The 23801-nt window shown below is 78.2% G+C and carries 6 protein-coding genes; 2 read left to right on the forward strand and 4 right to left on the reverse strand.

All coding sequences use genetic code 11. From position 1 onward, the window contains the following. Nucleotides 1-2: 2 nt before the first annotated feature. The gene (locus C0J29_RS02510; RefSeq protein WP_371872514.1) at nucleotides 3-941 is read left to right on the forward strand and encodes an enoyl-CoA hydratase/isomerase family protein; all 939 of its coding nucleotides are present in this window, start codon (nucleotides 3-5) and stop codon (nucleotides 939-941) included. On the opposite strand, the gene C0J29_RS02515 is transcribed toward C0J29_RS02510, so the two are convergent. Further along, complete coding sequence (locus C0J29_RS02515; RefSeq protein ID WP_065048486.1) at nucleotides 935-1315, reverse strand: CD225/dispanin family protein; 381 nt, start codon at nucleotides 1313-1315, stop codon at nucleotides 935-937. The genes C0J29_RS02510 and C0J29_RS02515 overlap by 7 nt on opposite strands. Nucleotides 1316-1424: 109 nt before the next feature. Then, nucleotides 1425-2585 carry an acyl-CoA dehydrogenase family protein gene (locus C0J29_RS02520; RefSeq protein WP_120791442.1) on the reverse strand — a complete coding sequence of 387 codons (1161 nt, stop codon included), beginning with the start codon at nucleotides 2583-2585 and terminating at the stop codon, nucleotides 1425-1427. A 131-nt stretch (nucleotides 2586-2716) separates the two neighbouring features. On the opposite strand from C0J29_RS02520, the gene C0J29_RS02525 reads away from it, so the two are divergent. Next, nucleotides 2717-3733, forward strand: coding sequence for a MaoC family dehydratase (locus C0J29_RS02525; protein WP_120791443.1), 1017 nt, complete (start codon nucleotides 2717-2719; stop codon nucleotides 3731-3733). Nucleotides 3734-3747: 14 nt separating this feature from the next. On the opposite strand, the gene C0J29_RS34310 is transcribed toward C0J29_RS02525, so the two are convergent. Continuing rightward, nucleotides 3748-12978: a hypothetical protein gene (locus C0J29_RS34310; RefSeq protein ID WP_162951373.1), complete on the reverse strand. Its 9231-nt coding sequence runs from the start codon at nucleotides 12976-12978 to the stop codon at nucleotides 3748-3750. Between the two features lie 145 nt (nucleotides 12979-13123). After that, the gene (locus C0J29_RS33510) at nucleotides 13124-23623 is read right to left on the reverse strand and encodes a PE family protein (protein WP_162951347.1); all 10500 of its coding nucleotides are present in this window, start codon (nucleotides 23621-23623) and stop codon (nucleotides 13124-13126) included. Nucleotides 23624-23801 lie beyond the last annotated feature (178 nt).

Consider the following 23801-nt stretch of genomic DNA (forward strand, 5'->3'; position numbering starts at 1 on the left):
CCCTGCGGGTGGTCGATCTGTCCAGCGCGCCGGAGCCCGACGCGGCCGTGCCGCCGGGGGTGATCGTCGCCTACGGGTCACCACACAGCGAATACTGGCTGGATAAAGCAACTTTCACGCTCTCCGAGCAACCGTGTGACGATCGCCGGGTGGTCGTGGTGGATTCGGTGCCACGAGCGTTGACGGAGTTGACGCAACGCTGCCGGAATTGGCCGATCGCGAGTGCGGTCTGTGACGACGTGCTGCGCTGCCTGGACCCCGCCGGCGCCACCCTGGCCGGCCTGGTCACCGAGTCGCTGGCCTACTCGACGTTGCAGGCCGGCCCGGAGTTCGGTCGCTGGCTGTCACAGCGCGGGCCCGCCCGGGTGCCGGACAGTGTCGAACCCGTTACGGCGCATCGTGACAACGACATCCTGCGGATCAGCTTCAACCGCCCGGAGCGGCACAACGCCTTCTGCACCGGCACGCGAGCGGCGTTGCTGGAGGCGCTTGCGGTCGCGCAACTCGATCCGTCGGTGACCGGGATCGTGTTGAGCGGCAACGGCCCGTCGTTCTGCAGCGGGGGAGACCTCGCCGAGTTCGGCAGCTTCGCCGACCCGGCCGGCGCTCACCTGGCGCGCACCCGGCACAGCCCCGCGCTGGTGCTGGACGAACTCACCGCCCGGCTCGGCCGCGCATGCCGCGCGCAGGTGCACGGTCGGGTGCTGGGCAGCGGACTCGAGATGGCCGCGTTCTGCGGGTGGGTGCAGGCGGCGCCGGACAGCGTGTTCGGCCTGCCCGAACTGGGCCTGGGATTGTTACCCGGCGCGGGCGGCACGGTCAGCGTCACCAGGCGCGTCGGCCGTTGGCGCACCGCGTATCTGGTGCTGTCCGGTCACACCGTCGACGCGCAGACGGCGCTGGCGTGGGGGTTGGTGGACGCGATCGGCTTTGCTCAGTAGCCGGAGTAGGTGGTGTAGGTCGTCGACGGCGCGTTCGAGACGGCCACCGCGATCAGCACGACGTAGAGGATGATCGACACCACGATCACCACCGCACCGACGATGGCGCTGATGATCGCCCACTTCTTGGCGTTGCGCGAAGCGTCCTGGGCCTCCTGGTAGCGCCCCTGCGCCCATAGCCCGGAGACCTTGGTGGAGTAGACGATCGACACGATGCCGGCCGGCAGACAGCACAACACGGTGCTCAGGATCGCCCACACCAGGTAGTTGTCCGGCTCCGGACCGGCGCCGTAAGCCGGCGGCCCGCCGTAGCTCGGCGGCGGCTGGCCCTGCCAACCCGGGTTGGCGCCGTACGGGTCCGACGGATAACTCATGGCCGCTGCCTTCCCTTGGGTCGCCACTTTGCTGGTACCTCGCGGCGAGTCAGGCAAATATAGCGCACCGGGCGGCGCGCGGGCAGGGCGAAGCGGACCCGCGTTGCCGTCAGATTCCGCCGCGCGACACCAGCTGCGCGGCGATCACGTTGCGCTGGATCTCGTTGGTGCCCTCGCCGACGATCATCAGTGGCGCGTCACGGAAATAGCGTTCGACGTCGTATTCGGTGGAGTAGCCGTAGCCGCCGTGAATCCGCACCGCGTTGAGCGCGATCTCCATGGCCACTTCCGAGGCGAACAACTTGGCCATTCCCGCCTCCATGTCACACCGCTGCCCGCCGTCGTAACGCTGCGCGGCATAGCGGGTGAGCTGGCGCGCGGCGGTGAGTTTCGTTGCCATGTCGGCCAAATAGTGCCCGACGGCCTGGTGCTTCCAGATCGGCTGCCCGAAACTCTCGCGCTGCTGGGCGTAGTCCAGCGCGTCCTCCAGTGCCGCCGTCGCCACGCCCAGCGCCCGGGCGGCCACCTGGATCCGGCCGGTCTCCAGGCCCTTCATCATCTGCGAAAACCCTTCGCCCGCAACGCCGCCCAACACGGCAGACGACGGAACCCGGAAGTCGTCGAACGAAAGCTCGCACGACTCAACGCCCTTGTAGCCCAACTTGGGCAGATCCCGCGACACGGTCAGGCCCGGCCCGTGTTCGACCAGGAGTACCGAGATGCCCCGGTGCCGCGGGGTGGCGTTCGGGTCGGTCTTGACCAGCAGCGCGATCAGCCCGGAACGGCGTGCGTTGCTGATCCAGGTCTTGGAGCCGTTGACCACCAACGTATCTGGGTCTGCGGCCGGTAGTGCGGTGGTGGTCATGTTCTGCAGGTCAGAGCCGCCGCCCGGTTCGGTGAGCGCCATCGTGGCCCGCAGTTCGCCAGTAGCCATGGGCGGCAGGTACTTTCGCTTCTGCTCCGGGGTGCCGAACAGGGTCAGCAGCTTGGCGACGACGGTGTGCCCGCCCATCGCGCCGGCCAGGCTCATCCAGCCGCGGGCGAGTTCCTGGGTCACCTCGACGTAGCACGGCATCGAGACCGGCGAACCGCCGTACTCCTCGTCGATGGCCAGGCCGTAGATGCCGATGCGCTTCATCTGCTCGATCCACGCCTCGGGATAGGTGTTGGCGTGCTCGACCTCGCGCACGGTGGGCCGCACGTCGCGGTCGATGAACGCCCGCACGGTGGCCACCAGCATCGCTTCGTCGTCGTTGAGTTCAGTGCTCACTGTTGCCCCTTCTGCTTGATCGGCCGAGCGTGAACGTGGCGACGCCGAACCGGCGTGTCACGTCGTCGTATTCACTTTCGGCGGGGCGCGTGTTTGACCCTCGCTGAGACAGCCTGCCAGCATGGGATTTCGTGACTGATGGGTATACGGCGGTGCGTGCGGGCGGGCCCTACTTCGACGACCTCGTCCTGGGGCAGGTGTTCGACTGGGCGCCGTCGGTCACCCTGTCGCCGGGGCTGGCCGCCGCCCACCAGGCGATCATCGGAGACCGGCTGCGGTTGGCGCTGGACGCCGGTCTGTGCTTCGCGGTGACGGGCGCGGCGGCCGCGCTGGCGCATCCGGGGCTGGTGTGCGACGTCGCGATCGGGCAGTCGACGCTGGCCACTCAGCGGGTCAGAGCCAACCTGTTCTACCGCGGCTTGACGTTCCACCGGTTCCCGGTGCTCGGCGACACCCTCTACACCCGGACCGAGGTCGTGGGTCTGCGCGCCAACACGCCCAAGCCGGGGCGGGCGCCCACCGGACTGGCGGCGCTGCGGATGACCACGATCGACCAGGCCGATCAACTGGTCCTGGATTTCTACCGCTGCGCGATGCTGCCGGCCGGCCCGGACTGGGCGCCCGAGGACGCCGCGACCCGGACCGATGACCTGTCGCGCGTCGGCGCGGATGCGGCACCCCCGGCCGTGGACCCCACCGAGACGTGGGATGGCGAGGCCTTCCGCCGCAGGGTGCCGGGCCCGCATTTCGACCCGGGTCTGGCCGGCGCGGTGCTGCACAGCACCGGCGACGTGGTCACCAGCGCCCCCGAGCTGGCCCGGCTGACCCTGAATATCGCTGCCACACATCATGATTCGCGAGTGGGCGGGCAGCGGCTGGTGTACGGCGGACACACCATCGGGCTGGCGTTCGCCCAGGCCAACCGGTTGCTGCCCAACCTGGCGACGGTGCTGGGCTGGGAGTCCTGCGACCACACCGGCCCAGTGCACGAGGGCGACACGCTGTACAGCGAGGTACAGGTCGAGTCGGCCACCCCGAACTCCGACGCGGGCGTGCTGGGGCTGCGCTCGCTGGTGTACGCGGCCGGCCTCGACGGGGCGCCGGACCGGCAGGTATTGGACTGGCGCTACCGCGCGCTGCAGTTCTAGACCCGCCGGACCGGTCAGTTGCCGGCTTTGCCCGGTGATCCGACCGCGCCGGTCAGCCCGTCGCTGCCGGTGCCGTCGCCCTTGCCGCCGGAGCCGCCGGTGCCTGCGGTACCGCCGGCGCCGCCCGTGCCCGCGCTGCCGCCGCCGGCGCCCAGGGCTCCGCCGTCACCGCCGTCGCCGCCGCTGGGGCCCTTTCCGCCGTTGCCGCCGTTGCCGTTGCTGCCGATCAGGGCGTTACCGCCGACCCCGCCGGTCTGGCTGACCGCCGCGCTGCCGCCCTTGCCGCCGACGCCACCGTTACCGCCCTTGCCGGAGCTGATGCCGGTGCCGCCCGCGCCGCCGGCGCCGCCGGCGCCGCCCTTGCCGCCAGTGCCGCTGTCGCCGCCGGCGCCGCCGTCCGGGTGGCTCGCAATGCCGGCTGCACCGTTGCCTCCGGTGCCGGGGCCGCCGCCGGTACCGCCTGCACCGCCGTTGCCGCCCGCACCGCCGTTGCCTGCACCGAGCGCGTTACCGCCCGCGCCGGCCGCGCCGCCGGCGCCACCGTTGCCGCCGTTGGCGCCCGCGCCGCCGGCGCCGTTGTTGACGCTGAAGGTGGAGTCGCCCGCGGCGCCGTTGCCACCGAGGCCGCCGTTGCCGCCGGTGCCGCCACTGCCACCGGCGCCACCGTTGCCGGCGACGGTGCCGCCGAGGCCGCCGGCCCCGCCCTTACCGCCGGCTCCGCCGTCCTGGCCGGCCGTGCCGTTGTCGCCCGGGTTGGTTCCGGTCGATCCGGCCTTGCCGGCGGTGCCGTTGCCGCCGTTGCCGCCGGTGCCGCCGGTGCCGTACTGGCCGGCGTTGCCGCCGGCGCCGCCGTTACCGCCGGCCTTGCCGGGATCGGTGGCCGCGTTGTAGCTGAAGCCGGCGCCGCCGTTCCCGCCGTTGGCGGTCTGGGTGGTGGGTGTGGTGCCGGCCGCGCCGTCGGCGCCGGTGCCGATGCCGCTGCCGTTGGCGCCGCCCTTGCCCGCCGCACCGACGGTGCCGGTGTTGCCGCCGTCGCCGCCCTTGCCGCCGTCGGGGTTGGCGAAGTTGCCCGCCGCGCCGTTGCCGCCCGCGCCACCGGTTCCGGCCGTACCGCCGTTGCCGCCCTTACCGCCGGCACCGTCGGTGCCGTTGGTGCCGGTGCCCAGGGCCGTGCCGCCCTTGCCGCCGGCGCCGCCGTTACCGCCCGCGCCGCCGTTCGCGCCGTTGTTGCCGTTGGTGCCGGCTCCGTTGTTGACGCCCTGGACACCCGTGGTGCCGTTGGCCCCGGCGCCCCCGGTGCCGCCGTTGGCACCGGTGCCGCCGATGCCGCCGGCTCCGCCGTTGCCGGAGATGGTGCCGCCGTTACCGCCGGCTCCGGCGTCACCACCGATGCCGCCGGCCTGACCGTTGACGCCGGCGCCGCCGTTCGACCCGGCGAAGCCGTTGCCGCCGTTGCCGCCCGTGCCGCCGTTGCCGTAGGTACCGCCGTTACCGCCGGCGCCGCCGCTGCCGCCGTTGGCGCCCGCGGTGCTGGTCTGGGTGAAGCCGTTACCGCCGTTGCCGCCGTTGCCGACCGGGCTGGCGAACCCGGCGCCGTCGGAGCCGTTGCTGCCGGTGGTGCCGGTGCCGCCGCTGTTGGTGCCGCCGGTGCCGCCCTTGCCGACGATCGCGGTGCCGCCGTCGCCGCCCTTGCCGCCGTTGGGGTTGAGTGCGGTTCCGTCGGCGCCCTTGCCGCCGTCGCCCGGGGTGCCGGCCTTGCCGCCGTTTCCGGCGTTGCCGCCGTTGCCGTCGGTGCCGTTGGTGCCGGTACCGAGGGCCTTGCCGCCGAGCCCGGCGTTGCCGCCGTTGCCGCCGGCGCCGCCGGTGCCGCCGTTGCCGCCGTTCTGCCCGGCCCCGTTGTTGACACCGTTCACTCCGGCCGACCCGGCCACGCCGTCGCCGCCGTTGCCGCCGGCAGCGCCGATGCCGCCGCTGCCGCCCTTACCGCCATTACCGAAACCGGAGCCGCCGGTACCACCCGCGCCACCGCTGCCGCCCGCGCCGCCGGCCGTGCCGTCGGTGCCGCTCGCGCCCGCACCCACGCCCGCCGTGCCGGCCGTGCCGGCCGAGCCGTTGCCGCCGTTGCCGCCGGCGCCACCGTTGCCGTGGTTGCCGCCATTGCCGCCGGCGCCGCCGTTGCCACCGGCCGTGCCCGGGTTTGCGAGGGTCTGGTTGTAGCCGTTGCCGCCGGCGCCGCCGCTGCCGGTCACGCCGCCGACGGTGCCGCCGTTGGTGCCGTTGGTGCCCGCCTTGGTGTTGGAGGTGCCGCCGGTGCCGCCCTTGCCGGCGGTCTCGTTGCCGCCGTTGCCGCCGTTGCCCCCGTTGGGGTTGGTCACGGTGCCGTCGGCGCCCTTGCCGCCGTCGCCCGGGGTGCCGGCCTTGCCGCCGTTGCCGCCGTTGCCGCCGGTGCCGTCGCTGCCGGCGACGCCGTTGGTGGCGGTACCGCCGACGCCGCCGTTGCCGCCGTTGCCACCGTTGCCGCCGGCGCCGCCGTTGCCACCGTTCTGGCCGCTGCCGACGCCGGTGCCGTACTGGTCGACATCGGTGACACCGTTGCCGCCGGCCACACCGTTGCCGCCGGCGCTGCCGTTGCCGCCGTTGCCGCCGGCCCCGCCCTGGCCACCGTTGCCGGACGTGGAGCCGCCCTTGCCGCCGGCGCCGCCGCTGCCGCCGGAGCCGCCCGCGCGGCCGTCGACGCCGGAGTCGCCGGACTTGGTGCCGTTCGCGCCGTTCAGGGTGTTGTCGACACCGTTGCCGCCGGCACCGCCGTTGCCGCCGTTGCCGATGTTGCCGCCGTTGCCGCCGGCCCCGCCGTTGCCGCCGTTGGCCCCCTTGGTCAGCGGGTTGTAGCCGGCGCCGCCCTGGCCGCCATTGCCGGCGGGGCCGGCGACCGAGGCGCCGTCGGTGCCGCTGGTGCCCGGTGTGGACCCGGTGCCGCCGGTGCCGCCGATTCCGGCCTTGCCGGCGTTGCCGCCGTTGCCGCCGTTGCCGCCGTTGGGGTTGAGCACGGTGCCCGCCGCGCCGGTGCCGCCGTTGCCGGGGGTGCCGGCCTTGCCGCCGTTGGCGCCGTTGCCGCCGGTGCCGTCGGTGCCCTTGCTGCCGCTGCCGTTGAGCAGCGCGCCGGCCTTGCCGCCGTTGCCACCGGCCCCGCCGTTGCCGCCGTCGCCGCCGTTGCCGCCGTCCTGGCCGGCGCCGCTGTTGATCAGCGGGAGACCGGACTTGCCGCTCACGCCGTTGCCGCCCTTGCCGCCGGCCGCGCCGTTGCCCGCCGCGCCGCCGCTGCCGGAGTTACCGGCCAGCGTGCCGCTGGCGCCACCGGCGCCGCCGCTGCCGCCGGATCCGCCGGCCTGGCCGCTGGTGCCGCTGCTGCCGGGCAGGACGCCGTTGACGCCGGCTTTGCCGGCCGTGCCGTTGCCGCCGGCCCCGCCGTCGCCGCCGTTGCCGATGGTGCCGCCGCTGCCGCCGGCGCCGCCGTCACCGCCGGTCTTGCCCGGGTCGGTGAGCGGGTTGTAGCTGAACCCGGTGCCACCCTTGCCGCCGTTGCCGGCCGTGCCGGCGGGGACGCTGCCGGCCTTGCCGTCGGCGCCGTTGACGAAGCCGGTGCCGCCCTTGCCGAGGGTGCCGCCGGTGCCGATGTTGCCGCCGTCGCCGCCCTTGCCGCCGTTGGGGTTGGCGTAGGTGCCGTTGCCGCCGTCGCCGCCGTTGCCGCCGACTCCGGTGTTGCCGCCGTTGCCGCCGGCACCGCCGTTGCCGTCCTTGTAGCCGGCGCCAACGTGTGCTCCGCCGTTGCCGCCCTGGCCGCCGCCGCCGCCGTTGCCGCCGCCGCCGCCCTTACCGCCGTTGCCGCCGTTGATGCCGCTGCCGCCGTTGCCGCCGGTACCGCCGTCGCCGCCGTTGCCCGCGGCGCCACCGGCACCGCCGTCGCCGCCGATGGTGCCGCCCACGCCGCCCTGGCCGCCGTTGCCGCCGGCGCTGGCGTTGCCGCCGCTGCCGCCGTCCACGCCGGGCGCGTTGCCGTCGGTGCCGGTGCTGCCCTTGGCGCCGCTGCCGCCCTTGCCGCCGGTACCGCCGACGCCGTACTGCCCGGCGTTGCCGCCGGTGCCGCCGTTACCGCCGGCCTTGGTCGGGTCGGTGGAGTCCCAGCCGGCGCCGCCGGTGCCGCCGTTGCCGGCGATGGTGGTGGGCGTGGCGCCGTTGCTGCCATTGCCGCCCGGGTTCAGTCCGCTGCCGCCGGTGCCACCGGTGCCGCCGCTACCGGGGTTGGCCCCGTTGCCGCCGGTGCCGCCGGTCGGGTGGGCCGCGGTGCCGGCCGCGCCGGTGCCCCCGACCCCGCTGACGCCGCCGACTCCGCCGTTGCCGGCGTTGCCGCCGTTGCCGACCGTGCCGTTGGTGACGCTGCCGGCATCGCCGCCCGCAGCACCCTTGCCGCCGGTGCCACCGTTGCCGGCGTCCCCGCCGGCGCCGTTGTGGAAGGCGAAGGTCGGGTCGCCGGCGCCGCCCTTGCCGCCGACGCCACCGGCGCCGCCGTCGCCGCCCTTGCCGCCGCTGCCGCTGTTGCCGGCGATGGTGCCGCCGTTGCCGCCCTTGCCGGCCGCGCCGCCGTCACCGCCGGTGCCGCCGACGCCGCCGGTGCCGCCGGTCGGCCCGGTGGTGCCGGTCACCCCGGTCCCGCCGGTGTAGCCGTTGCCGCCGTTGCCGCCGTTGCCGTAAGCCCCGGCATTGCCGCCGTCGCCGCCGGCGTAGCCGGTCTGTCCGGCGCCGGGGATGCCGAAGGCGTTGCCGCCGTTGCCCCCGTTGCCGGTCGGGGTGGTGGGAGTGGTGCCGGCTTTGCCGTTGGCGCCGCTGCCGCCGGGGCCGGTTCCGGGGGTGCCGGCGCTGCCGCCGGCGCCGGGGTCGCTGCCGTTGCCGCCCTTGCCGCCGCCCAGATAGCCGTTGCCGCCCTTGCCGCCGGCCGCGCCCAGACCGCCGTCGCCGCCGCTGCCGGCGTTGCCGCCCGCGCCGACGTTGGTGTTGAGCCCGTTGCCGCCCGCGCCACCGGCCGCGCCGGTGCCGGCGTTACCACCGGCGCCGCCCTTGCCGTTCAGGGTGCCGCTGTTGCCGCCGTCACCGCCGGCGCCGCCGCTGCCACCGGTCTGGCCGGTGGCGCCGTTGGGGTCGTTGACGGTGCCGTTGGCGCCCGCCTTGCCGGCAGCGCCGTTGCCGCCGTTGCCGCCGGTGCCGCCGTCGCCGTAGAGGCCGCCATCGCCGCCCGCTCCGCCCTTGCCGCCGTTGGCGCCGGGGGTGGTGGCGTTGTAGCCGTCGCCACCGTTGCCGCCGTTGCCGCCGACGCCGGTCGGGGTGCTGCCGCCGCTGCCGTTGTTGCCCTTGGCGCCGGAGCCCGAACCGCTGCCGTTGGCGCCGCCGGCACCGCCGGTGCCGCCGCCGGCCCCGGTGCCCGGGTTGCCGCCCTTGCCGCCGGCCCCGCCGTCCGGGTTGGTTGCGGTGCCGGCCGCGCCGTTGCCGCCGTTGCCCTGCAGGCCGCCGTTGCCGCCGTTGCCCGCGTTGCCGCCGGCCGCGCCGGCGCCCGACACGCCGTTGGGACCGCTGCTGCCGCCCTTGCCACCGACGCCGCCGTCGCCACCCTGGCCGCCGCTGCCGCCGCTACCGCCGTTCTGGCCGCCACCGATGCCGGTGCCGTACTTGTTCGAGTTGGCCACGCCGTCGTGTCCGTCGACGCCGTTGCCGCCGTTGCCGCCGCTGCCGGCGTTGCCGCCGACCCCGCCGGCTCCGCCGTTGCCGGTGGTGGTGCCGCCGGCGCCACCCGCGCCGCCGGCGCCGCCGGCGCCGCCCTTGCCGCCGTTGGTTCCGGAGTCGCCGGTGTTGATGCCGTTGCTGCCGCCGGCGCCGTTGGAGCCGTTTCCGCCGGCACCGCCCTTGCCGCCGCTGCCGTTGCTGCCGCCGCTGCCGCCCTGTCCGCCGGCGCCGCCGGCGAAGCCGTTGCCGTTGGCGTCGGTGGCGTTGGGCGCCCAGGTGTAGCCGACGCCGCCGTCACCTCCGTTGCCGGAGGGGCCGGTGAACGCGGCACCCGCGGTCCCGTTCGCCCCGCTCACGTCGCCGCCGCCGTCCAGGCCGCCGGTACCGCCGCCACCCGCGGTGCCGACCTTGCCGCCGTTGCCGCCGTTGCCGCCGGCCGTGCTGGTCGCGATGCCGGCCGCGCCGTTGCCGCCGCTGCCGGACGCGCCCGCGGCGCCGCCGTTGCCCGCGTTGCCGCCGTTGCCGACGGTTCCGGCGGTGCCGTACAGGCCGGCCTTGCCGCCGGCGCCGCCCGCGCCGCCGTTGCCGCCGACGCCACCGCTGCCGCCGTTGCCGCCGTTCTGGCCGCCGCCCTTGCCGTTGCCGTACTCGTCGAGGCCGGAGACGCCGTTGGCGCCGTTCGCGCCGGTGCCGCCGGCACCGCCGTTGGCACCCGTCCCGCCGTTGCCGCCGGCGCCACCGTCACCGAGGTTGGTGCCGGCGTCGCCACCGGCGCCGCCCTTGCCGCCGGCCCCACCGGCCTGGCCCGTGGCGCCGTTGTCGCCGGTGCTGACGCCGTCCTTGCCGACCGCGCCTGCCACACCGTTGCCGCCGTCGCCGCCGGCGCCGCCGCTGCCGTAGTTGCCGCCCTTGCCGCCGGCCCCGCCGTCGCCGCCGTTGGCACCCGCAGCCGTGGAGGTGAATCCGGCGCCGCCGGCGCCACCGTTGCCGACCGGCGTCTGCGGCAAAGCGCCGTCGATGCCGTACTTGCCGGTGCCGATGCCGTTGCCGTTGCTGCCTCCGGTTCCGCCGGCGCCGACCGTGCCGACGTTGCCGCCGCTGCCGCCCACGCCGCCGTTCGGGCTGGTGGAGGTGCCGGCCGCACCGCTGCCGCCGTTGCCCGGGGTTCCGGCGTTGCCGCCGTTGCCGGCGTTGCCGCCGGCGCCCGAGGTGCCCGCGATGCCCTTGGTGGAGCTGCCGCCGACGCCGCCGTTGCCGCCGTTGCCGCCGTTGGCGCCGTTGCCGCCGTTGCCGCCGGCCCCGCCCGCGCCGTTGTTGACGCCGGCCACACCCGCGGCGCCGTCCTGCCCGGTCCCGCCGGTGCCGCCGCTGCCACCGCTGCCGCCGGCCCCGCCGGCGCCGCCGTTGCCGAAGTTCACCCCGGCCTTGCCGCCGCGGCCGCCGTCGCCGCCGGATCCGCCGGCCTGCGCGTTGCCGCCGCTGTCGCCCGCCTTCACCCCGGCGCTGCCGTCGTTGCCGGCCACACCGTTGCCGCCGGCTCCGCCGTTGCCGCCGTTGCCGTAGTTGCCGCCGTCACCGCCGGCCCCGCCGTTGCCGCCGCTGGCACCGGCAGCCTGCGGGTTGAACCCGCTGCCGCCGTTGCCGCCGTTGCCGACCGGACCGGTGACGTTGGTGCCGTTGGCGCCGTTGGCCGCGGTACCACCGCCGCCGTTGCTGCCACCGACGCCGCCCTTGCCGACGGCACCGGCGTTGCCACCGTTGCCGCCGGCGCCGCCGTTCGGGTTGGTGCTGGTGCCGGCCGCGCCGTTACCGCCGCTGCCGGGTGTGCCGGCATTGCCGCCCTTGCCGCCGACGCCGCCGCTGCCGTTGCTGCCCGCGGTGGCACCGGCACCGCCGGCCGCTCCGCCCTTGCCGCCGGACCCGCCGGCGCCACCGGTGCCGCCGGCCCCGCCGTCGCCACCGGCCTGGCCGCCGCCGACGCCGTTGTTGTAGTTGTTCTGGTCGCTGACGCCGTTGGCCCCGGTGATGCCGGTGCCGCCGGCGCCGGCCGCGCCACCGGTGCCGCCGTTGCTGGCGTTGCCGCCGCCGGCGTTGGTGCCCGCGGTGCCCGCGGTGCCGCCGTTGGTGGCCCCGGCCGTGCCGCCGGTGCCGCCGGCACCGCCATTGCCGCCCTTACCGCCGGCGCCGCCGTCGCCACCGGCGTAGCCGGCGCCGTTGTTGAAGCCCGAGGCGCCGTTGGCGCCGGCCGCGCCGGTCCCGCCGTTGCCGGCGGTGCCCGCGTTACCGCCCTTGGCGGCGTTGCCGCCGCTGCCTGCCGTGCCCGCACCCGCGCTGCCGTTGGCGGCGCCCGCTGCGCCGCCCGCGCCACCGCTGCCGCCCGCGCCACCGTTGCCGGCGTTGCCGCCGGCCGTGCCGGACCCGCCGACTCCGGTGGTGGCCACGCCGTTGCTGCCGTCTATGCCGCTGCCGCCGGCGCCGCCGACGCCGCCGTTACCGCCCAGACCACCGGTGCCGCCCTTGAAGCCGCTGCCGGCGCCCTTACCGCCGGCGCCACCCGCCCCGCCGTTGCCGCCGGCGGTGCCGTCGGTGCCGTTCGGGTTGTTGGCGTTGACGCCGTTGGAACCGGCCGTACCGGCGATGCCGTTGCCGCCCACGCCGCCGTTGCCGCCGTTGGCCCCGGTGCCGGTGCCGCCGGTGCTGCCGCCCGTGCCGCCGGTGCCGCCGGTGCCCGCCGCGCCTGCGCCGCCACCTGTGCCGGTCGCGCCCGCGTTTCCGCCCGCTCCGCCGGCGCCGCCGTTGGGGTTGGTCGCCGTGCCGGCCGCGCCGTCGCCGCCGCTACCGGCTGCGCCTGAGTTGCCGCCCTTGCCGCCGCTGCCGCCGTTGCCGTTGGCGCCCGTGGCGCCGCCGGTACCGCCGGTGCCCGCCGCGCCTCCGCCTCCGCCGGCGCCGCCCTTGCCGCCGGTACCACCGGCGCCGCCGTCGCCGCCGGCCTGGCCGCCGCCGATGCCGGTGCCGTACTTGCCGGAGTCGGAGACCCCGTTGGCGCCGGTGATGCCGGTGCCGCCGGATCCGGCCGCGCCGCCGGCGCCACCGCTGCTGCCGGCGCCGCCGCTGCCGTTGCCGCCCGCGCTGGCTCCGGCTCCGCCGGCCGCACCGGCGTTGCCGCCCTTGCCGCCCGCTGCGCCGTTACCGCCGGCGCCGCCGGTCCCGCCGCCGTAACCGGCGCCGTTGTTGACCCCGGAGACGCCGTTCGCGCCGTTGGCGCCGGTGCCACCGGCACCCGCGGTTCCGGCCGCCCCGCCGTTGCCGCCCGTGCCGCCGTTGCCGGAGGTGCCCTTGCTGATGCCGCTGCCCGGGGTTCCGGCCGCGCCGCCGGCGCCTCCCGCGCCACCCGCGCCGCCGGCGCCCGCGTTGCCGCCGGCCTGGCCGGCGTTACCGATGCCGGTCGTCGTCGTGCCGTTGGCGCCGGCCACTCCCGAGCCGCCGATGCCGCCCGCGCCGCCCTGGCCTCCGGCTCCGCCGTTTCCGGTGGTGGTGCCGGTGCCGCTGGCCGTGCCGCCGGCCCGCCGTCGCCACCCTTACCGCCGGCCGAGCCGGCGGTGCCGCTGTCGCCCGGGTTCACCCCGTTGACGCCGTTGGCGCCGGCCGCGCCGTTACCGCCGACACCGCCGCTACCGCCATTGGCGCCGAGGCCGTCGGGCCCGTTCGCGCCATTGCCGCCCGCACCGGTGCCGGCCGTGCCGCCCAGGCCCACCGCGCCGGCGTTGCCGCCCTTGCCGCCGGCTCCGCCGTCGACGAACGCGCTGGTGCCGTCGGCGCCGCGGCCGCCGGTGCCGGCGGTGCCGGCGTTGCCGCCCTGACCGCCGTTGCCGCCCTTGCCGTTGGCGCCGGCCGTCGCCCCTGCGCCGCCGCCGTCCCGCCGGTTCCGCCGGTTCCGCCGGCCCCGCCCTTGCCGCCGGCGCCGCCGTCGCCGCCGGCCACCCGGCGCCGCTGTTGACGCCGGCCGTGCCGTTGGCCCCGTTGACTCCGGCGCCACCGTTGCCGGCCGCGCCGCCGGCGCCACCGCTGCTGGCCGCGCCGCCGTTGCCGTTGGCGCCGGCCTTTCCGCCGGAACCGGTGCCGGCCGCGCCGCCCGGCGCCACCGTTACCACCGTTGGCGCCGTTACCACCCGACCCGCCGTTACCGCCGGCACTGCCTGCGCCGCCGTTGACTCCGGCCAGACCGTTGGCGCCGGTGGCGCCTATGCCGCCCTTGCCGGCAGCGCCCGCGTCGCCACCGGACCCGGCGGCTCCGCCGCTGCCCGCTTTGCCCGCGGTGCCGCCACCGGTGCCGGCGCCGCCGGCGTCGCCGCCCTTACCACCGGCTCCGCCGCTTCCGCCCGCACCCGCGTTGCCGCCGGCCTGGCCGGCTCCGCTGTTGACGCCGGCCACGCCGTTGCCGCCGTCGACGCCGGAACCGCCGGTGCCACCGGTGCCACCGGTGCCGCCCTGCCCGCCGGTGCCGCCGACGCCCTTCCCGCTGGCCGTGCCGCCGGCACCACCGTCGCCGCCCTTGCCGCCGGCCGAGCCGATGGTGCCGTTGTCACCGGGGTTGACCCCGCTCTTGCCGGCCGTGCCGGCCGCGCCATTGCCCCCGGCGCCGCCGCTTCCGCCGTTGGCGCCGGTGCCGTCGGCGCCGTTAGCGCCGGTACCGGCCGGCCCGCTGCCGCCCTTGCCGCCGGCGCCGAGCGCACCGGCGTCGCCGCCCTTGCCGCCGGCTCCGCCGTCGACGAAGCTGCCGGTGCCGTCGGCGCCGCGACCACCGTCGCCGGCCGTGCCGGCGTTGCCGCCCTGACCGCCGGCGCCGCCCTTGCCATCGGCGCCCGCGCTGGCGCCGGCGCCACCGGCCTGCCCGCCGGTTCCGCCGGTCCCGCCGTCGCCGCCCTTGCCGCCGGCGCCACCGCTCCCGCCGGCCTGACCCGCGCCGGCGTTGACGCCGGCCTGCCCGCCGGCGCCGGTGATACCCGCGCCACCGTTACCGGCCGCGCCGCCGGCGGCACCGCTGCTGGCGGCCCCGCCGTTGCCGTTCGCGCCCGCCTTGCCGCCGGTGCCGGTGCCGGCGGCCCCGCCGACGCCGCCATTGCCGCCGCTGGCGCCGTTGCCGCCCGCGCCGCCGTCACCGCCGGCGTAGCCGGCGCCGTTGTTGATCCCGGAGACGCCGTCGTGGCCGACGGCGCCTGCGCCACCCTTGCCCGCGGTGCCCGCGGCGCCACCGCTGCCGGCCGCGCCGCCGTCACCGGCCTTGCCGGCGATCGGGCCGCTGCCGGCCGCGCCGCCCTTGCCGCCGGCTCCGCCGTCGCCGCCGCTGCCGGCGTTGCCACCGGCCTGGCCGTTGCCGCCCGCGCCGCTGGTGGCGACGCCGTTGTTGCCGTCGACACCGGAACCGCCCTTGCCGCCGGTCCCGCCGATGCCGCCGGCGCCACCGTTTCCGCCCTGGGTGCCGACTCCGCTGGCCGTACCACCGGCGCCGCCGTCGCCGCCCTTGCCGCCGGCGAGGCCGTTGGTGCCGTTGGCGCCGGCGTTGACGCCGTTCTCGCCGTTGGCCCCGGCCGCGCCGTTACCGCCGGCGCCGCCGTTACCACCGTTGGCGCCGAGGCCGTCGGTCCCGTTCGTGCCATTGCCGCCCGCACCGGCGCCGCCGGTCCCGCCGGTGCCGACCCCGCCGGCGTTGCCGCCCTTACCGCCGGCCCCGCCGTCGATGAATGTGCTGGTCCCGTCGGCGCCGCGGCCACCGTCGCCGGCCGTGCCGGCGTTGCCACCCTGGCCGCCGGCCCCGCCCTTGCCGTCGGCTCCAGCGGTGGCGCCGGCACCGCCGGCCTGCCCGCCGGTTCCGCCGGTGCCGCCGGCGCCGCCCTTACCGCCGGCGCCGCCATCGCCACCGGCCTGGCCGGCGCCCGCATTGGTTCCTGCCACGCCGTTGGCGCCGGTGCTGCCGGCACCGCCGGAGCCCGCCGCGCCGCCCGCGCCGCCGTTGCTGGCCGCGCCGCCGTTGCCGTTGGCACCCACGCTGCCACCGGCCCCGGAACCGGCCGCGCCACCGGCGCCGCCTTTACCGCCGTTGGCGCCGGCACCGCCCGCACCGCCGTCACCACCGGCGTAGCCGGCGCCGTTGTTGAGCCCGGCGATGCCGTCGTGGCCGACGGCGCCCGCGCCGCCCTTGCCCGCGCTGCCCGCGGCGCCACCGCTGCCCGCCGCACCGCCGCTGCCGGCCTTGCCCGCCACGCCGCCGCCGGTGCCGCCGCTGCCGGCGTCGCCGCCCTTGCCGCCGGCCCCGCCGTCGCCGCCGCTGCCGGCGTTGCCACCGGCCTGGCCGTTGCCGCCCGCGCCGGTGGTGGCGACGCCGTTGTTGCCGTCGACGCCGGAACCGCCCTTGCCGCCGGTCCCGCCGATGCCGCCGGCGCCGCCGTTACCGCCGTGGGTGCCCGATCCGCTGGCCGTACCACCGGCACCGCCGTCGCCGCCCTTGCCGCCGGCCGCACCGCTGGTTCCGTTGGCGCCGGTGTTGATGCCGTTCTCGCCGTTGGCCCCGGCCGCGCCGTTACCGCCGGCGCCGCCGTCACCGCCGTTGGCGCCGGACCCGGTGAGACCGTCCGCGCCCTTGCCCGCCGGACCGGTGCCGCCGGTGCCGCCCTGGCCCACCGCGCCGGCATTGCCGCCCTTGCCGCCGGCGCCGCCGTCGATGAATGTGCTGGTCCCGTCGGCGCCGCGGCCACCGCCGCCGGCCGTGCCGGCGTTACCGCCCTGGCCACCGGCGCCGCCCTGTCCATCCGCGCCTGCCGTCGCGCCGGCGCCGCCGGCTTTACCACCGGTTCCGCCGGTCCCGCCGGCACCGCCCTTACCGCCGGCGCCGCCGTCGCCACCGGCCTGGCCGGCGCCCGCGCTGGTCCCTGCCACGCCGTTGGCGCCGGTGATGCCGGCACCACCTGCGCCGGCCGCGCCACCGGCGCCGCCGTTGCTGGCCGCGCCACCGTTGCCGTTGACGCCCGTGCTGCCGCCCGCACCGGCTCCGGCCGCACCGCCGATGCCGCCGTTACCGCCGTTCGCGCCGCTACCGCCCGCGCCGCCGTCACCGCCGGCGTAACCGGCGCCGTTGTTGATCCCGGTCACCCCGTCATGACCGGCCGCGCCGGCCCCGCCCTTGCCCGCCGTGCCGGCCGCACCACCGCTACCGGCCGCGCCGCCGCTGCCGGCGGTGCCCGCGACACCGCCGCCGGTACCGCCGCTGCCGGCGTCGCCACCCTTACCGCCGGCGCCACCGTCGCCGCCGCTGCCGGCGTTGCCGCCGGCCTGCCCGTTGCCGCCGGCCGCGTTGGTGACCTGCCCGACCGCACCGCTGATGCCCGAACCGCCCTTGCCGCCGGTGCCGCCGATGCCGCCGGCGCCACCGTTACCGCCGTGGGTGCCGGACCCGCTGGCCGTGCCGCCGGCGCCACCGTCGCCGCCCTTGCCGCCGGCTTGACCGATGGTGCCGTTGTCGCCGGCGTTGACGCCGTCGCTGCCGTTGGCTCCGGCCAGACCGTTACCGCCGGCACCACCGTTACCGCCGTTGGCGCCGTTGCCGTCGAGACCGGTGGCGCCCTTGCCCGCGGCACCACTGCCGCCGGTGCCGCCCTGGCCCACGGCACCGGCGTTGCCGCCCTTGCCGCCGGCGCCGCCGTCGATGGCTCCGGTCACCCCGTCCGCGCCGCGGCCGCCGTCGCCGGCCGTGCCGGCGTTGCCGCCCTTGCCACCGGCCCCGCCGCTGCCGTCGGCGCCCGCGCTGCCGGTGACGCCACCGGCCTTACCGCCGGTGCCGCCCGTTCCACCGGCGCCGCCCTTGCCGCCGGCCCCGCCGTCACCACCGGCGACACCCGCGCCGTTGTTGGAGCCAGCCACGCCGTTGGCGCCATTGACACCGGCGCCACCCTTGCCGGCCGCGCCGCCCGCGCCGCCGTTGCTGGCCGTGCCGCCGTTGCCGTCCTTGCCCGCGCTGCCGCCGGCGCCGGCACCGGCCTGACCGCCGGCGCCGCCATTACCGCCGTTGGCGCCGTTACCGCCGGCGCCGCCATCGCCACCGGCAGCGCCGGCACCGTTGTTGACCCCGGCCACCCCGTTGGCGCCGCCGGCCCCGTTACCGCCCTTGCCCGCCGTGCCGGCGTCACCGCCGCTACCGGCCGCACCGCCGCTACCGGCCTTGCCCGCAGTGCCGCCGCCGGTGCCGCCGCTGCCGGCGTCACCGCCCTTGCCGCCGGCCCCGCCGTCGCCACCAGTGCCCGCGTTGCCGCCCGCCTGACCGCCGCCGACACCGGTGCCGTATGCGTCTTCACCCGCCACGGCGTTGCCGCCGTTGAGACCGGAGCCGCCCTTGCCGCCCGCGCCGCCCTGGCCGCCGGCGCCACCCGCGCCACCGTGGGTACCGGCTCCGCTGGCCGTCCCGCCGGCGCCGCCGTCGCCGCCCTTGCCGCCGGCGAAGCCACTGGTGCCGTTGTCGCCCGCGTTGACGCCGTTGGTGCCGTTCGCTCCGGACAGACCGTTACCGCCGACGCCACCGTTGCCGCCATTGGCGCCCAGCCCACCGACGCCGTTCGTGCCGTTGCCGGCCGGGCCTACGCCGCCATTGCCGCCGCCGCCGACCGCGCCGGCGTTGCCGCCCTTGCCGCCGGCGCCTCCGTCGATGGCGCCGGTCACGCCGTCGGCGCCGCGGCCACCGTCGCCCGCCGTGCCGGCGTTGCCGCCGAGACCACCATTGCCGCCCTTGCCGTCGGCGCCCGCGCTGCCGGTGAGTCCACCGGCCTTGCCGCCGGTGCCGCCGGTGCCGCCGTCGCCGCCCTTGCCGCCGGCCCCGCCGTCGCCGCCGGCCACGCCGGCGCCGTTGTTGAGGCCCGCCTTGCCGTCGGCACCGTTGACACCGGCGCCGCCGGCCCCGGCCGCCCCGCCTGCGCCGCCGTTGCTGGCCGCGCCGCCGTTGCCGTCCTTGCCGGCGCTGCCGCCGGCGCCCAGGCCGGCCTGACCGCCGGCGCCGCCGTTACCGCCGTTGGCGCCCTTGCCGCCCGCGCCGCCGTCGCCGCCGGTGTAGCCGTTGGGGCTGCCGGCGCTGCCGTCGTGACCGTGGGCGCCGATGCCGCCCTTGCCGGCCGTGCCGGCCGCGCCGCCGTTTCCGGCGTCTCCGCCGCTGCCTGCCTGACCTGCCACGCCGCCGCCGGTGCCGCCGCTGCCGGCGTTACCGCCCTTGCCGCCCGCTCCGCCGTCGCCACCGCTGCCGGCGTTGCCGCCGGCCTGGCCGTTCTGTCCGGCGCCATCGGTGGCCACCCCGTTGCCGCCGTCGACACCGCTGCCACCCTTGCCGCCCGCGCCGCCCTTACCGCCGGCCCCGCCGTCACCGCCATGGGTGCCGGACCCGCTGGCCGTTCCGCCGGCACCGCCGTCGCCGCCCTTGCCGCCGGCAAAGCCACTGGTGCCGTTGTCGCCCGCGTTGACGCCGTCGGTTCCGTTCGCTCCGGCCAGGCCGTTGCCGCCCGCGCCACCGTTGCCGCCGTTCGCGCCGGCGCCCGCGAGACCGCTCGCGCCGTTACCGGCCGGCCCGTTACCGCCGGTGCCGCCGCCGCCGACCGCGCCCGCGTTGCCGCCCTTGCCGCCGGCGCCACCGTCGATCGCGCCGGTCACGCCGTCGGCACCGCGGCCGCCGTCACCGGCCGTGCCGGCGTTGCCACCCTGGCCGCCGGCGCCGCCCTTGCCGTCGCCACCTGCCGTGCCGTTGGCGCCGCCGGCCTTGCCGCCGGTACCGCCGACGCCGCCGTCGCCGCCCTTGCCGCCGGCCCCGCCGTCGCCACCCGCGACGCCCGCGCCATTGTTGGAGCCGGCCACGCCGTTGGCTCCGTTGACACCGGCGCCACCGCTACCGGCCGCGCCGCCGGCGCCGCCGTTGCTGGCCGCGCCGCCGTTGCCGTCCTTGCCCGCACTGCCGCCTGCGCCGGCACCGGCCTGACCGCCGGCGCCGCCGTTACCACCGCTGGCGCCCTTGCCGCCGGCCCCGCCGTCGCCGCCGGCGTAGCCGGAGCCGCTGTTGAGCCCGGCCACCCCGTTGGCGCCGGTGGCGCCGATTCCGCCCTTGCCGGCGGTGCCCGCGTCACCGCCGCTGCCGGCGTTGCCGCCGCTGCCGGCCTTGCCCGCGACGCCGCCGCCGGTGCCGCCGCTGCCGGCGTCGCCGCCCTTGCCGCCCGCCCCGCCGTCGCCGCCGCTGCCGGCGTTGCCGCCGGCCTGGCCGTTCTGCCCGGCGCCGTTGGTGAGCTGGCCGTTGTAGCCGTCCACGCCCCAGCCGCCCTTGCCGCCGGCCCCACCGACACCGCCGGCGCCGCCGTCACCGCCGTGGGTGCCCGAACCGCTGGCCGTGCCACCGGCGCCGCCGTCACCGCCCCGACCGCCGGCCACGCCGTTGCCGCCGCTGTCGCCGGCGCTGACGCCGTTGGTTCCGGCCGTTCCGGCCAGTCCGTTACCGCCGGCGCCGCCGTCGCCACCATTGGCGCCCAGCCCGCTGAGGCCGTTTGCGCCGTTGCCGGCCGGCCCGGTACCACCGCTGCCGCCAAGGCCCACCGCCCCGGCGTTACCGCCCTTGCCGCCCGCACCGCCGTCGACGAGGTTGCCGGCCCCGGTCACTCCGTCGGCACCGCGACCGCCGTCACCGGCTGTGCCCGCGTTGCCGCCGTGCCCGCCGGCACCGCCCTTGCCGTCGGCGCCCGCGGTTGCCCCGGACCCACCGGCCTGGCCGCCGGTGCCGCCGCTTCCGCCGGCACCACCCTTGCCGCCCGCTCCGCCGTCGCCGCCGGCCACACCCGCGCCGTTGTTGGACCCGGCCACGCCGTTCGCGCCGTCCACACCGGCGCCGCCGGAGCCGGCCGCGCCGCCGGCGCCACCGCTGCTGGCCGCGCCACCGTTGCCGTTGGCTCCCGCACTGCCGCCGGTTCCGGTGCCGGCCGCGCCGCCGACGCCGCCCTTGCCGCCGTCGCCGCCCTTACCGCCGGCGCCGCCGTCACCACCGGCATAGCCGGCGCCGTTGTTGACCCCGGCCGCGCCGTTCGCGCCGCCGGCGCCGCCGCCACCCTGGCCTGCCACACCCGCGTTGCCGCCGCTACCCGCCGCGCCACCGCTACCGGCCGTGCCGGCCGCGCCGCCCAGGCCGGTTCCGCCCGCGGCCCCGCCCTTACCGCCGTCCCCACCGGCGCCACCGCTACCGGCATTCCCGCCGGCCTTGCCGGCGCCGCCGTTGCCATTGGTGGCGACGCCGTCGGAGCCATCCACACCGCTGCCGCCGCTGCCGCCCTGGCCGCCCGTACCACCGGCGCCACCCGCGCCGCCGTGCGTGCCTGCGCCGCCCGCGGCGCCACCGGCACCACCGTCGCCGCCCTTGCCGCCGGCCAGACCATTCGTGCCGCTGTCACCCGCGTTGACGCCGTTGCTGCCGTTGCCGCCCGCCGCGCCGTTGCCGCCGGCGCCGCCGCTACCGCCGTTGCCGATGTTGCCGCCGGCACCGCCCGCGCCGCCGCTGCCGCCGCTGGCGCCCGCCACCGTGGCGCTGTAGCCCGCGCCGCCGTCGCCGCCGGAGCCGGCCGGACCCACTACCGCTGCGCCGTTGGCGCCCTTGACGCCGGTGCCGCTTCCGCTGCCGTTGACGCCGCCGTTGCCGCCGTTGCCGGCGGTACCGGCATTGCCGCCCTTGCCGCCCGCGGCGCCGTCGATGTGGTTGGCGTCGCCGGTCGCGCCGATACCGCCGTCACCGGGCCGCCCGGCCGCGCCACCGTCGCCGCCGGCGCCACCGGCACCCGCCGCGCCCGCGACGCCCGTGCCCAGCACCTTTCCGGCCTGGCCGCCCGCGCCACCGGTGCCACCGGCGCCGCCGTCGCCACCACTACCGCCGGCCTGACCCGCCTGACCCGACGCGGCGCCGTCCTTGCCGTCGACGCCGAACCCGCCGGCGCCACCGGCGCCACCGTGACCGCCGGCTCCGCCGGCACCGCTGTTGCCGGAGATGGAACCGCCGTTACCGCCCGCGCCGCCGCTACCGCCGGATCCACCGGCCGTGCCGCTGGTGCCGCTGTCGCCCGCGTTGAGCCCGTTGACGCCGGCCTTGCCGGCCGCCCCGTTCCCGCCGGCGCCGCCGGCCCCACCGTTGCCGTAGTTGCCGCCGTGGCCGCCGGCGCCCCCGTTGCCGCCGCTGGCGCCCGCGACGGAGCCCAGGGACGCGTCGTAGCCGGCCCCACCGTTGCCGCCGTTACCACCGGTGCCGGTGACCGTGGTGCCCGTCTTGCCGTGCGCGCCGACGACCGATCCGGACCCGCCGGTGCCGCCGGCGGCGCCGACGCCGTTGTTGCCGCCGTTGCCGCCGTTGCCGCCGTTCGGGCTCGCCGCGTTGCCCGCCGCGCCGTTGCCGCCGTTACCGCCGAAGCCGCCGGTGCCGCCGTCACCGCCGGCGCCACCACGGCCGGTGATGCCGGACTCGCCGAACAGCAGGCCACCACGGCCGGCCGCGCCGCCGTTTCCGCCGTTGCCGCCGATGGCGCCGGTGCCGCCGTCGCCGCCGTTGGTTCCATTGTCGCTGGGATAGGTTCCGTCGATCCCGTTGGCGCCCTGGGTGCCGGTGCCGCCCTTGCCGCCGATTCCGCCGTTGCCGCCGTTGCCGCCGTCGCTGAAGAGCAGGCCGCCGCGGCCGCCGGCCCCGCCGTTGCCGCCGGCGCCACCGTTGACCCCGATCGACCCGGCTCCGCCGTTGGCGCCGTTGCCGCCGACGCCGCCGTTGCCGTACAGCCATCCGCCGTTGCCGCCGGCGCCGCCGGTACCGCCGGGGTTGCCGGCGCCGCTGGATCCGCCGCTACCGCCGGTGCCACCGGTACCCAACAGCCAGCCCGCATTGCCGCCGAGCCCGCCGGTACCGCCGGCCGCGGCGCCGGCGCCGCCGGTACCGCCCGCTCCACCGGCGCCGTAGAGCCCGCCGGAGCCGCCGGCGCCACCCAGGCCGCCGTTGCCGCTCTGACCGATACCGCCCGCGCCGCCGGCTCCGCCCGACCCGCCGGAGAGCCAGCCCGCGTCGCCACCCGTTCCGCCGCCGCCACCGGTCGAGCCCATGCCGCCGGCACCACCGGCGCCGCCCGCGCCGGTGAGCAGACCGCCGTGACCGCCGTGGCCGCCGAACCCGGCCTGGCCGCCGACGGTCGGACCGGCACCGCCGGATCCGCCGGCGCCGCCGTTGCTGAACAGGTACGCGTCGCCGCCGCGGCCGCCGGTCCCGCCGACCCCGGTCGGACTGGTGTTGCCGCCACCGGCGCCACCGGTCCCGCCGTCGCCGTACAGGTAGCCGCCGTTGCCGCCGCCCGCACCCCAGCCGCCGTTCGCGCCGGTGCCGCCGGCGCCGCCGGTGCCCCCGGCGCCGATCAGCCAGGCCCGGCCACCGGCCCCGCCGGCGCCACCCGTTCCCAGGGCGTTGAGGTTGGCGCCACCGGCGCCGCCGGCGCCGCCGCTGCCGTATAGCCATCCGCCGGCACCGCCGGCGCCACCGGCGCCACCATTGCCGGTCGTCGAGGCGCCGCCGGCCCCGCCGACCCCGCCGTTACCTATGAATCCGGCACTGCCGCCGGCGCCGCCGGCCTGTCCGCTGGCTCCCGCCGCACCCGAGCCGCCGTTGCCCCACAGCAACCCGCCCGCGCCGCCCGCCGCGCCGGGCGTGCTGCCGTTGGCTCCGTCGCCGATCAGTGGACGTCCGAGCAGCGCCTGAGTGGGGGCATTGATCGCCCCGAGCACCGCCTGCTCGAGTCCGGCCAGCGGTGCCGCGTTGGTGGCCTCGGCGATGCCGTAGGCGCCCGCGCCGGTGGAAAGGTTCTGCAGGAACTGACTGTGGAAGGCGGCGGCCTGGGCGCTGATCGTCTGGTATGCCTGCCCGTGGTTGCCGAACAGCGCGGCGATGGCGGTCGACACCTCGTCCTGCGCCGCGGCCAGTAGCTCGGTGGTGGACGCCGCCGCGACAGCGTTGGCCCGCTCCAGCGTGGCCCCCAGTCCGGCCAGATCCGACGCCGCGGCTGACAGCACGTCCGGCGATGCAATTACGTACGACATTGGGAACCGCCCACTAACTAAGTCACGACCAAGAGGTCGTTTGATGTCCCCAGGTCATGCTGATCGGCCAGGCCGATACGGACGATAACTGGAAAACGCCGTTTACATACTGACTTTTGTCCAAAAACAGGCTAAAGCATCTAAATAGTTTCTAAACAGTGGTCTGCGCCACACTTAG

It is taken from the genome of Mycobacterium paragordonae (assembly GCF_003614435.1).
Classification (GTDB): Bacteria; Actinomycetota; Actinomycetes; order Mycobacteriales; family Mycobacteriaceae; genus Mycobacterium; species Mycobacterium paragordonae.

What these genes read in the sequence shown, in the direction of transcription:
- C0J29_RS02515 (WP_065048486.1), bottom strand. Translation starts at nt 1,315, where the DNA reads ATGAGTTATCCGTCGGACCCGTACGGCGCCAACCCGGGTTGGCAGGGC.
- C0J29_RS33510 (WP_162951347.1), bottom strand. Translation starts at nt 23,623, where the DNA reads ATGTCGTACGTAATTGCATCGCCGGACGTGCTGTCAGCCGCGGCGTCG.